Source organism: Variovorax sp. Root434 (assembly GCF_001426595.1).
Taxonomy (GTDB): Bacteria; Pseudomonadota; Gammaproteobacteria; order Burkholderiales; family Burkholderiaceae_C; genus Variovorax.
The window spans coordinates 945383-957410 of record NZ_LMEK01000012.1; the positions used below are offsets into that span (position 1 = coordinate 945383).

Sequence of the window (12028 nt, forward strand, 5' to 3'; positions counted from 1 at the left end):
CACCGCCGCCTGGCCGGCCTTTCAGAGCTCGGGGTTCGTCAGCGGCAGCAGGCCGCGGTCGTCCAGGGCGTCGAGCAGCGCCTCCTGGTCGGCGCCGCCTTCGAGGATCAGGTCGAGCCCCTTCCCCGACTCCGGACGAATGGCGAGGAAGGTGAACTCGTAGCCGATGCCGCTCACACGGCGGCGGCTGATGCGGTCCCGGCGCAGGTCGAACTGCCATTCGCCGTCGGTGCTGTGCAGCCGTGTGCCATCAAGCTCGAAGGCGCGCACCCGCGAAGGCGAGAAGGTGCTGATCTGCGAGATGGGAATGGCCCAGACCAGCCACGCGACCAGCGGCATGAGCACGCAAAGGCCCACCGCAGTCTTCACGAAGCCCGCATCCCCCGCATTGAGGAGCAGCGCAATGCCCACCGCGCCCGCGAGCGCGTACCCCGCCCAGATCCAGGCCCTGAAGCACCGCCAGCAGAAAACCATGGCGCGGCTTTGCCGCTTGCCCCAGCGCGTTGCCTCGATGCTGCTCCTGAGGGCAAGGTAGTGGCTGATGACCGGGGCCAGTTCGTCGACGCACACGGTCAGCAGCAGCTTCCTGAACGGCCGGGTGTGAACGATCAGGTAGTTGTCGCTGTCGGGAATGCCTTCGATGGCCAGCACGTCGATCCAGTCGACATGGCCCAGGCCCTGCACGCAGAAGCCGCCTTCACCGGCGTCGACCTGCGTGCGTCCGCTGAACAGCTTTGCGCGGCGCTTGCCCGATGGCAGCCAATGCGCTTCGACCCAGAGCCACGCACGCACGACGACCACCAGGCCCACAAGCCACAGCACGAAGAGCACGAGCATGGCCGCCATGTCGCGCGCAATGCGCCAGCCCGTCGCGTCGGGGTCGAGAATCCATACGGTCCCCGCGAACATCAGGACGGAGTAGGCCGTGCAAAGCAGCAGGATGGGCCAGATGCCGCTGGCATCGATCTGCGTGACCTGGATGGACCGCGAAAAAGCCGGAGAACTCATTGAAGGCAATTGAACGCAAAAGCGGGCGAGTCTACGGGCGCATGCGTCGGCTGCCGGCTACCACCGGCTACTGGCCCACGGCTGCGGGTAAAGGCTGCCGGCGGAACTCGGTCGCGTAATGCAGCAGCGCCACCAGCACATACCCGCCGCCCAGCAGGCACAGCCCGCTCCATCCATGAAAGGCGTACACGGCGGCCGCAATGCCCGAGGCCACGGCCGCGCAGATGAAGATGAAGGTCATGAACAGGCCGTTGAGCCGGCCGCGCAGCTCCGGCGCGAGCATGAAGAGGCTGCGGAAGTTGAGCACCTGGCACAGCTGCACCGCGCCGTCGAGCAGGATGCCGGCCGCGACCAGCCCCGCCAGCGAGCGGTAGTGCATGGCGACGGCGCCCAGCACGAAGGAGAACAGCGCAACGGCAATGGCGGCGCCGGTGGCCGGGCGGGTCAGGCCACGGTCGGCCAGCCGGCCGGCGATGGGGGCCATCAATGCGCCCGCCGCACCGGCCAGCGCGAACAGCGCAATGCCGCGCTGCCCCATGCCGAACTTGTGCACCAGTGCCAGCGGCACGGCAGTCCAGAAGGCCTGGAAGGCGGAGAACATCATCCCTTGGTAGAAGCCGCGCCGGCGCAGCAGCGGCGTGTTCAGCACGATGCCGGGCAGCGAGGCCATGGTGCGCGCGTAGCCCACCGAGGCATGCGGCCGGCGCTGCGGCAGCACGCGCCACAGCACGGCGATGAGCGTGGCCATCAGCGCGGCCGAGAGCCAGAACACCGCGCGCCAGCCCAGTGCGGAAGCCACCACGCTGGCAAAGGGCCGCGCCAGCATGATCCCGCCCAGCAGGCCGGCCATGATGTTGCCGACCACCTTGCCGCGCGTGGCCTCGGGCGCGAGGTGCGAGGCAAAGGGCAGCAGCACCTGCGCCGCGACCGCACATGCGCCCACCACGAACGAGGCCACGAGGAAGGTGATGGCGGAGTTCGAAAGCGCGATGCCCACCAGCCCGATCACCGCGCCGAACAGCGCGCCCACGATGAGCTTGCGGTTCTCGACCACGTCGGCCAGCGGCACCAGCAGCAACAGGCCGGCGCCGTAGCCGAGTTGCGTCAACGTCATGATCAGGCCGGCCAGCCCGGCATGCAGTTGCAGCGTGTCGGAGATGGGGCCGATCAACGGCTGGGCGTAGTAGATGTTGGCCACGCACAGGCCGCAGGCGATGGCGAAGACCAGCGTAAGGGCCGGGCTGAGGCCGGGCGCGTGCGCGCCGGAAGAAAGCGGAGCTTGAGGAGATGGCACGAGGGGCCTCTTTGGCTGGCGGGGGGAGGTGTCGGGCAGCGGGTTCAACACAAGGGTTAACCCGGAGCGCGGCACCTTAGCACGGGCGCCCTGTCTCTGCAGGCGAAGGGGCTGGCCCTTCTTCGCTCAGCTGCCTCGGTTTTAGTCGGTGCTGGTGGGCCGGCCGGAGGCCACCCAGGCGTCGAGCCCGCCTGTCAGCGGCAGGGCTCGCCGTGCACCGCGCGCCAGCAGCACGCGCGCGGCCTGCGCGGCCGACACCTCGTTGGGGCAGTTGCAGTACAGCACCACGTCGCGCCCCGCCGCGTGCGACAGGTCGAGGCTGCGCTGCTGCAGCGCCTTGAGCGTGTACGACTGCGCGCCCGGAATGCGTCGCGGATCGACCTGCACGCCGGCCTTGCCGCGCACGTCGATCACCAGCGGGGGCTCTTCGCCGCTCAGCAGTTCGTGCAACTCTTCCACCGAGATGCGCGGCATGCCCGTGAGCCGCATGAAGGCGCGGCGGCGCCAGTAGCGCACCGCGAGAATCACCGCCAGCAGCACGGCCACCGCCGCAGTGGCGATGCCGCCGGCCTGCGCGAGAACGGCCAGCACTTCCTGGATCTGGTTGCGGAACACCCAGCCCAGCCCGAGGAAGAGCCCCGTCCAGACCAGCGCTGCCCCGATGTCGAAACCGATGAAGCGCCGCACCGACATGCCCAGCGCCCCGGCCATGGGCGGAGCCACCACCGACACGCCCGGCACGAACTTGGCCGCCACGAGCGAGAGGCCGCCCCAATCGGTGATGAGCGATTCGCCGCGCCGCACGCAGGTGTCGGGCGACAGCGAGATGCGGCACAGCATGCGCATGAAGCGGTAGCCGAAGCGCCGCCCGGCATAGAACCACGCACCGTCGCCCAGCAGGTTGGCGATGACGGCAGCCATTACCACGCCGGGCACCGAGACATCGCCGGCTGCCAGCAGCGCGCCCGTGAGCACCAGCACCGCGGCCGCCGGCACTGGCAGCCCGAGGCGCGCGGCGAAGCTGGCCGCGAAAACCACCAGGATCGCGTTCTGCACGAGCAGGGACATCAGCTGCGCCATGGCTGCCTTTGTGGTCCGGATGCCGGTGGAAATTGCGGGGGTTTCGTGCGGTTCATGCCGGCAGCGATTCTCGGGCATGGCCCAAGAACGTACCGTGCGCGGGCCATTGCCGAATAGTTTTTTGTTTTGCTCCCTCCCCCGCTGGGGGAGGGTTGGGGTGGGGGCACGACGGCAATCGAAAAAGTGCAGCGCCTGTGCGAAGGCCTGCCCCCATCCCGGCCTTCCCCCAGAGGGAGAAGGAGCAAGACAAACTCAGCGCGGGGCGTCGCCCTTGCGGTATTCGGCAGTCAGCTCGTCGAGCTTCTGCTTCAGCGCCGGATCAAGCTTGTATTCGGCGGCGGCCAGCGTCGCATCCAGCTGATCGGGCCGGCTCGCACCGAGCAGCGGCGCTGTGATCAGCGGATTCGCCATCACCCACGCCACGGCCAGCGTGGCCAGCGGCACGCCCGCCTCGTCCGCCAGCTTGTGCAGCTGCGTCACGGTGTTGAAGCTGCGCTCGTTCCAGTAGCGGTCCTGGTACATGCCGCCGGCGGTGCCGAGCGTGAAGCGCGTGTTCTCCTCCGGCTTCGCACCGGGCTTGTACTTGCCAGTCAGCAATCCGCCGGCCAGCGGGTTGTAGGGAATCACGCCCAGGCCTTCTTCGCTGGCCAGCGGCAGCAGCTCGCGCTCGATCTCGCGAAACAGCAGGCTGTAGCGTGGCTGCACCGACACGTAGCGCGTGAGCTTGTGCAGCTCGGCCTTGCCCAGCGCGCGCGCCAGCCGGTAGGCCAGGAAGTTCGACACGCCGATGTAGCGCGCCCGCCCCGACTTCACGATCACGTCGAGCGCCTCCAGGCTCTCTTCGAGCGGCGTCTCGCGGTCGTCGCTGTGCAGCTGGTACAGGTCGACGTGGTCGGTCTGCAGCCGCTTGAGCGAAGCGTCGATGGCGTCCAGCAGGTGCTTGCGCGACGCGCCCTGGTCCCAGCTGTTCGGGCCGACCTTGCCGACCGCCTTGGTGGCGACGACGAAGCGGCGGCGGCCCGCGGAGCCCTGCTTCTGCAGCCAGCGGCCGATGATTTCCTCGGTGCGGCCGGTGGTCTCGACCGTGCCGCCGAGCGGGTACACGTCGGCGGTGTCGAGGAAGTTGATGCCGCCTTCGGCCGCCTTGTCGAGGATCTGGTGCGACACCGTCTCGTCGGTCTGCAGGCCGAAGGTCATGGTGCCGAGGGCGAGCCGCGACACGGTGAGGCCGGTGCGGCCGAGGCGGATGGTGGGAATGCTCATGAGGTCTCGCTCCGAGGAAAGAGAGGGATGAAGAATGGCGGCGGCCATCATAGGCACGGCCGCGCGATCCTGCAGGCGGCAGAGATTCAGGTGGTTTCGAGATGCACGCCGGGCGCGCCCCGGGCCACCGAGAAGCGGGCCATGGGCGCCACGGCCGAATCGGCGTTCTTCTCGTCGTCCACCGCGCGGAACTCGACCTCGCAGCCGTGTGCATCGAGCGTCACGAGCGCGTAGCCGCGCTTGTCGCCGCGGCCGTAGCGCAGGTGCTCGTTCTTCGCGAGCATGTTCGCCACGTTGGCGGCGCTCGGCCCTTCGGAGGTGATGGCGCCGCCGACGAATTCGGTCGCCACCGCCGGCCCTTGCGCCTCGCGCCGCAGGTCGGCGGCCCAGAAGGCGTGCACGTCGCCGCTCGCGACCAGCGCGTTGCCGCCGCGCGCCTTGTGTGCGGCCAGCCCGTCGAGCAGGCGCGCGCGGGCGGCGGCGTAGCCGTCCCAGCCGTCCATCCAGTAACCGTGCTCGGGGCCGCGCTTGCGGTCGGCCTTGGCGAGCAGCGTGGGCTGCGCGAGCACGGTCCAGCGCGCGGGCGGCGCCGCGAGTTCGCGCGCGAGCCAGGCCTCCTGCGCCGCGCCGAAGAAGCTGCGTTCGGGCGCGAGCCGGTCGGGGCAGTCGGCCAGCGGCGATGCGCTGCGGCCCGCGAGGCAGGCGTGGTGCGAGCGGTATTGGCGTCCGTCGGTCAGCAGCACGTCGAGCATGCGGCCGAAGCGATGGCGGCCGTAGATGGTGGCGTCGGGCCCGCGCGGGCGCATGCTGGCGGGCACCGGCATGTGCTCGTACCAGGCTTGGTAGGCGGCCGCGCGGATCGCGAGGAACTGCGCGGAGTCGACGGTGCGCGGCGACACGTCGTTCGCGTAGTCGTTGGCCACCTCGTGGTCGTCCCAGGTCACGAGCCAGGGGAAGGCAGCGTGCGCGGCCTGCAGGTGCGGATCGGTCTTGTAGAGCGCGTAGCGGTCGCGGAACCCGGCCAGCTGCGTGGGAATGCCGCCCTCGTGGCGCCGCACGTGGCGCGAGCCCCAGGAGCTTTCGTAGATGTAGTCGCCGAGATGCACGACGAAGTCCAGCGGCTGCGCGGCCATGTCGCGGTAGGCCGCGTAGAAGCCTTGCTCGTACTGCTGGCAGGAGGCGAAGGCGAAGCGCAGCGGCTGCAAGGCGTCGTCGGTGTCGGCTGGCGCGGTGCGCGTGCGGCCGATGGGGCTGCGCGCGCCGGCTGCGGTGAAGCGATACCAGTACGGGCGCCCCGGCGGCAGGCCCTGCACCTCGACATGCACAGAGTGGGCGAGCTCGGCTGCCGCGGTGGCCGAGCCCTTCGCCACGACGCGCCCGAAGCCCTCGTCGACAGCGACCTCCCATCGCACTTCGACGGGCGCATCGCCCATGCCGCCGCCCTGCAGCGGATCGGGCGCCAGCCGCGTCCAGAGCACGAAGCCATCGGCGCGCGGCACGCCCGAGGCCACGCCCAGCGTGAACAGTTCGCGCGAGGCCTGCTGCGCATTCAGCCTCAGGAAGGGATGCGCCAGCGACGCGGCCGCCAGCCCGCCGCGCAACAGACGACGGCGAGAAAGTTGCGCCACCTTCATTCCAGGCACGCGACGATGTCTACACAGATCATTCGCCGCACTGTCGTTCGCTTCGCTCGCAGCTGTCAACCGGTGCCGTCACGGCCGGGACTGCGCCCCCACCACGGTGACGCGCGCCGTCATGTACGGATGCACCGAGCAGGCGTACTCGTACACGCCCGGTTTGTCGAAGCTGCGCGCGAAGGCCTTGCCGGGCAGCAGCAGGTCGATGCCGGCCGAGCCGTCCTTGAAGACCACGCCGTGCGGCGCGCCGTCGTCGTTCTGCCAGGTCAGCGTCTGGCCGACCTTGACGGTGACCTGTGCGGGCTCGAAGGCGAAGTTGCGGATGGCCACGTGCGCCGAACCCCCTGCATGCGCGCCTTCCGAAGCGCCCGTGCGCTGCACTGCGATCTTGCGCGGCGCATTGCCCACCGCCACCGTGTGCATCGGCCCACCCGCGAGGTCGACCACGCTGACATCGTTCGAGCCCTCGTTGCTCGCCCACAGCTTCTTTCCGTCCGCCGATAGGTCCAGCCAGTGCGGCTGCTTGCCCACGCCGATGCTGCGCACCGACGCACGCGTGGCGGGGTCGAACAGCAACACCTCGCCAGGCCCCTGCACCACCACCACACCGCTCGCCATTGCGGCGAAGCGCTGCGCGATGTGCGGCGACACCCCCGTGGGAACCGGCGCGCCCCACTGGTTGGTGGCGGGGTCGAGCACCTGCACGGCGGCCACGCCAGCTAGCGTGAGGTACAGCGCCTTGCCGTCGGCATCGAACTCCAGGTCGCGCGGCGGCTTGTCGAGCGGAATCTGCGTGACCACGGCGCGGGTCGCCATGTCGATCACCACCAGCGCGAAGTGGCCGGGCTCCTGCGACGCCACGTAGGCCTGCCGCCCGTCGGGCCGGATGGCGATGGTGTGCGGCTTGGGCACCGGCACCGTGGCGCTCACGCCGTGGGCCGAGGTGTCGACGAAGGCCACGCGGTCGTCGCCGTTGACGGCCACCAGCAGCCACTTGCCGTCCGCCGTCATGGCCAGGCCCTGCGGGCCCTTGCCGACGTCGATGCTGCGCGCGACGCGGTCGGTGGCCGCGTCGATCTCGCTCACGGCCGAGGCGCCGGAGCCGCTGACGAACACGCTGCGCCTGTCCGGCCCAATGACGATGCCGTCGGGCCCCGCCGCGACGGGCACGGTCGCGACGACGCGCTCGGTGCCTGTGTCGATCACGCTGACGGTGCTGTCCTTGAAGTTGCCGACGTAGGCCTTGGGCCCGGCCGCGAGCGCGGGTGCGGCCGAGGCCGCGAGGGCCGAGAGCAGGACGAGGATGCGTGCAAAACCGGGCGTGGCGATCATGGTGGAAAACCTCCTGATGAAGAGAGCGCGAACAAGCAGAATCCGTACAGGGCATGACGCATGACGTGCCCTGCTTATTCCAGGCAGGTCGTTGAAAAAAGATGGAATAAAGCGCCGGGCCGCCCCGTCATGCAGGAAGAAGGAGCCCCTTGAGCCTGTTGACGACCGATCGCACACGCCAGTTCGAAGCCGCCGCCCTGCCGCACCTCGATGCGGCCTGGAACCTTGCGCGCTGGCTGCTGCGCGACGACCAGCTCGCCGACGACGCGGTGCAGGAGGCCTACCTGCGCGCGTTCCGCTTCTTCGAAAGCCTGCGCGGCGAGAGCGCGCGGCCGTGGCTGCTGGGCATCGTGCGCAATGCCTGCTACGACTGGATGCGGCAGAACCGGCAGTTGGCCGACCAGGTGGAGTTCGACGAGTTGCGCGACAGCGAGGCCGCCGTCTTCCCCTCGCCTGCCGACGCGGGCGATCCGGCGCGGCAGTGGGAGCAGCGCACGCAGGGCGAGCGCGTCAACGCCGCCATCGACGCACTGCCCCCGGTGTACCGCGAGGTCGTGGTGCTGCGCGAGCTGGAAGAAATGCGCTACGAGGACATCGCGCGCATCGCAGGCGTGCCGCTGGGCACGGTGATGTCGCGGCTGTCGCGCGCGCGGACGCTGCTGCGCGAGAGCCTGCGCGACGAACGCCCCGGCGGGCACGGGGATGAAGGAGGAAAGACACGCCATGTCAATGTCTGAGGAAGAACTGGGCATGCTGATCCGGCGCCACGCCGCACGGCATGCGCCGCCCGGCGGACTCGCCGAACGGATCACGCGCGCGGTGCGGGCCGAAACCGCAGCCGCCCCCTCGTCGCGCGCGCGCGAAAGCCGCACCTGGTGGCACGGGCTGGCCTGGTTCGCCACCGGCGCCGCCATCGCCTGGGGCGTGGCGCTGGCGTTGCTCGTGACGCCCCTGCCCCCCGCTTCGGATGCGCTCGCCGAAGCCGTCACCGCCAACCACGTGCGTTCGCTGATGGCCTCGCACCTGGCCGACGTGGCCTCGTCCGACCAGCACACGGTCAAGCCGTGGTTCGCGGGCAAGCTCGACTTTTCACCACCGGTGATCGACCTGGCCGCCGAAGGCTTTCCGTTGACGGGCGGGCGGCTCGACTATCTCGACGGGCGCACCGTGGCAGCGCTGGTGTACCGCTCGGGGCCGCATGTGATCAATGTGTTTGTCTGGCCGAGCCGGAAGGCGCAAGCAGAGGCGCCGGTACCTTCCACGCGGCAGGGCTACCAGCTGGAGCGCTGGGCGCGGGGCGGCATGCAGCTCTGGGCGGTGTCGGACCTGAACGCAGTGGAACTTGCCCGCTTCGCGGCGCTGCTGCGCGAGCGCAGCGGCCCCTGAATCGCCGGCCGAAGCCCGGCCTTCAGCAGGCGACCGTTTCCAGCCGGCGCGCAGCGGCGCGCGCGCTCGCAACCGCCCAGCCGAAGATGCCCATGCCGGCGAGCGCCAGCAAGGCGCCAACCCAGCCGGTCGAAGTCCAGCCCAGGCCCGCCGCAATGGCCACGCCGCCGAGCCAAGCACCGAGCGCGTTGGCCATGTTGAAGGCCGAGTGGTTGAGCGCGGCGGCGAGGGTCTGCGCATCGCCGGCCACGTCCATCAGGCGGATCTGCAGCGCCGGGCCGATGGCCACCGTGGTGCCGATGAGGAACACGTTGATCGACGCCGCCACCACGTTGTGCGCCGCGAAGGTGAACACGGCGAGCACCAGCGCCGCATAGACCATCACGCCGCCGATGGTGCGCATCACCGATCTGTCGGCCAGCCGCGCGCCCACGAGGTTGCCCACGACCATGCCGAGGCCGAACAGCGCAAGCACGAAGGGCACGCCGCCGATGGACATGCCGGCCACCTCGATCAGCGTGGGCTTGATGTAGCTGAACACCGCAAACATGCCGCCGAAGCCGATGGCGGCGATGCCGAGCGTGAACCACACCTGCTTGCGCCTGAGCGCGCCGAGCTCGCGCCATGGGCTGGCACCCGCGGGCGGCGCAAGGTCGGGGATGTCGCGGCGAAGCAGCGCGATGGCCACCAGCGCGATGAGGCCGACGAACACGAAGGCCGCGCGCCAGCCGAAGTACTGGCCCAGCCACGCCGCGATGGGCACGCCGACCAACGTGGCGCCGGTGAGCCCCAGCATGACGAGCCCCACGGCCCGCGCGCGGCGCCCCGGCGGCGCGAGCGTGGCGGCCACGAGCGCGGCCACGCCGAAGTAGGTGCCGTGCGGCAGGCCGGTGGCAAAGCGCAGCAGATTCAGCAGCAGGTAGTTGGGGGCCGCGGCGCTGGCGAAGTTGCCGGCCGCGAACACGGCCATGAGCGCGATCAGCAGCGCGCGGCGGCGCCAGCCGGCGGCGAGCACCGCGAGCACGGGGGCGCCGATGACCACGCCGAGCGCATAGGCGCTGATGACGTGTCCGGCCTGCGGGATGCTCACGTCGATGTCCTTCGCCACTTCTGGCAGCAGGCCCATGATGACGAACTCGCCGGTGCCGATGGCGAAGCCGCCGACGCCGAGCGCGAGCACGGCCCGCAGGAAGTTGACGCGCGGTGCAGGCGAAGAGGGAGAAGCGGAAATGTCGGTGTCCGCGCTGTCCAGCGCGGGTGGGGAGGCGTTCAAGGCCAGGCTCCTGGAGGTGCCCGGCGGCGACGGGCAGAAGCCGAATTTTAGGGTAAACCCTGAATTTGCACCGATACGGAGATGCCGAAGGCCCGGTACTCGCAGGGCCTCGCCGGGCCTTTCGGGGCGCTCAGATCGCCACGAGCTGGCGCACGCCTTGTGCCTCCATGTCCTTGCCGAGCCCGCGCGCGATGACTTCGCCGCGCTCCATCACGAGGTAGTCGTCGGCCAGTTCCTGGGCGAAGTCGTAGTACTGCTCGCACAGCACGATGGCCATGTCGCCGCGGTCGGCCAGCATGCGAATGACGCGGCCGATGTCCTTGATGATGCTCGGCTGAATGCCTTCGGTGGGCTCGTCGAGGATCAGCAGCCTGGGCTTGGGCGCCAGGGCGCGCGCGATGGCGAGCTGCTGCTGCTGGCCGCCGGAGAGGTCGCCGCCTCGTCTGTTGATCATCTGCTTGAGGACGGGGAACAGCTCGAACAGTTCCTGCGGGATGGGCGTACTGCCGCTCTTGTAGGCGAGGCCCATGCGCAGGTTTTCTTCCACCGTGAGCCTGGCGAAGATTTCGCGGCCTTGAGGGACGAAGCCGATGCCGGCCCTGGCCCTGTCGTAGGGCGTGGCCTTTTGGATAGCCTTGCCTTCGAGTTCGATGCTGCCGCTCTTGATGGGGACAAGGCCCATCAACGACTTGAGCAGCGTGGTCTTGCCTACGCCGTTGCGGCCGAGCAGCACGGTGACCTTGCCCAGCGTGGCCTCGAAGCTCACGTCGCGCAGGATGTGGGAGCCGCCGTAGTACTGGTGAATGTTCTTGACTGTCAGCATGGGTTCGGTTCCTCAGCGGCCGAGATAGACCTCGATCACGCGCTCGTCGGCCTGCACTTCGTCCAGCGTGCCCTGCGCAAGCACGGAGCCGTCGCACAGCACGGTGACGATTTCGGAGATCGTGCGGATGAAGCTCATGTCGTGCTCCACCACCATCAGCGAGTGTTTGCCCTTGAGCGTGAGGAACAGCTCCGCCGTGCGCGCCGTTTCCTCGTCGGTCATGCCGGCCACGGGCTCGTCGAGCAACAGCAGCTTCGGGTCCTGCATCAGCAGCATGCCGATTTCGAGCCACTGCTTCTGGCCGTGGCTCAGGTTCCCGGCCAGGCGCGACACGCTGTCGGCAAGGTGGATGGTCTGCAGCACTTCGGCCAGCCGGTCGCTCTGCGCCGAGTCGAGCCTGAACAGCATCGACGCGCGCACGCCCTTGTCGGTCTTCAGCGCGAGCTCGAGGTTCTCGAACACGGTCAGGTGCTCGAACACGGTGGGCTTTTGGAACTTGCGGCCGATGCCCAGCTGCGCGATGTCGGCTTCGCGGTGGCGCAGCAGGTCGATGGTGCTGCCGAAGAACACGGTGCCCGAGTCGGGCCGCGTCTTGCCGGTGATGATGTCCATCATCGTGGTCTTGCCCGCACCGTTGGGGCCGATGATGCAGCGCAGTTCGCCGGGCGCAATGTCGAGCGACAGCTTGTTGATGGCCTTGAAGCCGTCGAAGCTCACGCTCACGTCTTCGAGGTAGAGGATACGGCCGTGCGTGACGTCGACCTCGCCCGGCGTGACGTGGCGGCCGAAGTCGGCGGCGCGGCCACCCGATTCGGTGCTGCCGCTGTCGTACGGCAGGCCATGGGCCCGTGCGGCGCGTTCGGCGCCGGCTTCCATCAGGTCGGGAGTCATTGAGAAACCTCCGCGCTTCGCGCTGCGGTATTCGCCTGGGG

11 protein-coding genes are annotated in these 12028 nt (G+C 69.5%); 2 read left to right on the forward strand and 9 right to left on the reverse strand.

The window, feature by feature from the left end; genetic code table 11:
* Positions 1-21 precede the first annotated feature (21 nt).
* From ASD05_RS14895 to ASD05_RS14920, 6 genes are all read right to left on the reverse strand, one after another.
* On the reverse strand, positions 22-1008 hold the full coding sequence (locus tag ASD05_RS14895; protein WP_056593584.1) for a hypothetical protein: 987 nt from the start codon (positions 1006-1008) through the stop codon (positions 22-24).
* 67 nt (positions 1009-1075) lie between these two features.
* Complete coding sequence (locus ASD05_RS14900) at positions 1076-2302, reverse strand: MFS transporter (RefSeq protein WP_056594468.1); 1227 nt, start codon at positions 2300-2302, stop codon at positions 1076-1078.
* A 141-nt stretch (positions 2303-2443) separates the two neighbouring features.
* Positions 2444-3382, reverse strand: coding sequence for a DedA family protein/thiosulfate sulfurtransferase GlpE (locus ASD05_RS14905; protein ID WP_056593588.1), 939 nt, complete (start codon positions 3380-3382; stop codon positions 2444-2446).
* Positions 3383-3634: 252 nt separating this feature from the next.
* Entirely contained in the window at positions 3635-4645 is a 1011-nt protein-coding gene (locus ASD05_RS14910; protein WP_056593591.1) for an aldo/keto reductase, read from the reverse strand.
* Between the two features lie 86 nt (positions 4646-4731).
* Entirely contained in the window at positions 4732-6279 is a 1548-nt protein-coding gene (locus ASD05_RS14915; RefSeq protein WP_056593594.1) for an alkaline phosphatase D family protein, read from the reverse strand.
* A gap of 78 nt (positions 6280-6357) precedes the next feature.
* Entirely contained in the window at positions 6358-7614 is a 1257-nt protein-coding gene (locus tag ASD05_RS14920) for a plastocyanin/azurin family copper-binding protein (protein WP_056593597.1), read from the reverse strand.
* A 149-nt stretch (positions 7615-7763) separates the two neighbouring features.
* On the opposite strand from ASD05_RS14920, the gene ASD05_RS14925 reads away from it, so the two are divergent.
* Together ASD05_RS14925 and ASD05_RS14930 are read left to right on the forward strand one after the other, a co-directional pair.
* Entirely contained in the window at positions 7764-8351 is a 588-nt protein-coding gene (locus ASD05_RS14925; RefSeq protein WP_235507965.1) for a sigma-70 family RNA polymerase sigma factor, read from the forward strand.
* Positions 8338-9000: an anti-sigma factor family protein gene (locus tag ASD05_RS14930; RefSeq protein ID WP_056593603.1), complete on the forward strand. Its 663-nt coding sequence runs from the start codon at positions 8338-8340 to the stop codon at positions 8998-9000. The genes ASD05_RS14925 and ASD05_RS14930 overlap by 14 nt, the downstream gene beginning before the upstream one ends.
* A 22-nt stretch (positions 9001-9022) precedes the next feature.
* On the opposite strand, the gene ASD05_RS14935 is transcribed toward ASD05_RS14930, so the two are convergent.
* The 3 genes from ASD05_RS14935 to urtD form a co-directional block, all read right to left on the reverse strand.
* On the reverse strand, positions 9023-10273 hold the full coding sequence (locus tag ASD05_RS14935) for an MFS transporter (protein WP_082572065.1): 1251 nt from the start codon (positions 10271-10273) through the stop codon (positions 9023-9025).
* Positions 10274-10403: 130 nt separating this feature from the next.
* Positions 10404-11096: an urea ABC transporter ATP-binding subunit UrtE gene (gene urtE / locus ASD05_RS14940; RefSeq protein WP_056593609.1), complete on the reverse strand. Its 693-nt coding sequence runs from the start codon at positions 11094-11096 to the stop codon at positions 10404-10406.
* A 12-nt stretch (positions 11097-11108) separates the two neighbouring features.
* Complete coding sequence (gene urtD / locus ASD05_RS14945) at positions 11109-11987, reverse strand: urea ABC transporter ATP-binding protein UrtD (RefSeq protein ID WP_056593612.1); 879 nt, start codon at positions 11985-11987, stop codon at positions 11109-11111.
* Positions 11988-12028: the final 41 nt, after the last annotated feature.

Excerpts from the sequence above, each read along its gene's own strand:
- ASD05_RS14910 (WP_056593591.1), bottom strand. The coding sequence starts at position 4,645 with ATGAGCATTCCCACCATCCGCCTCGGCCGCACCGGCCTCACCGTGTCG.
- ASD05_RS14905 (WP_056593588.1), bottom strand. The coding sequence starts at position 3,382 with ATGGCGCAGCTGATGTCCCTGCTCGTGCAGAACGCGATCCTGGTGGTT.
- ASD05_RS14895 (WP_056593584.1), bottom strand. The coding sequence starts at position 1,008 with ATGAGTTCTCCGGCTTTTTCGCGGTCCATCCAGGTCACGCAGATCGAT.
- urtD (WP_056593612.1), bottom strand. The coding sequence starts at position 11,987 with ATGACTCCCGACCTGATGGAAGCCGGCGCCGAACGCGCCGCACGGGCC.
- ASD05_RS14920 (WP_056593597.1), bottom strand. The coding sequence starts at position 7,614 with ATGATCGCCACGCCCGGTTTTGCACGCATCCTCGTCCTGCTCTCGGCC.
- ASD05_RS14915 (WP_056593594.1), bottom strand. The coding sequence starts at position 6,279 with ATGAAGGTGGCGCAACTTTCTCGCCGTCGTCTGTTGCGCGGCGGGCTG.
- urtE (WP_056593609.1), bottom strand. The coding sequence starts at position 11,096 with ATGCTGACAGTCAAGAACATTCACCAGTACTACGGCGGCTCCCACATC.
- ASD05_RS14930 (WP_056593603.1), top strand. The coding sequence starts at position 8,338 with ATGTCAATGTCTGAGGAAGAACTGGGCATGCTGATCCGGCGCCACGCC.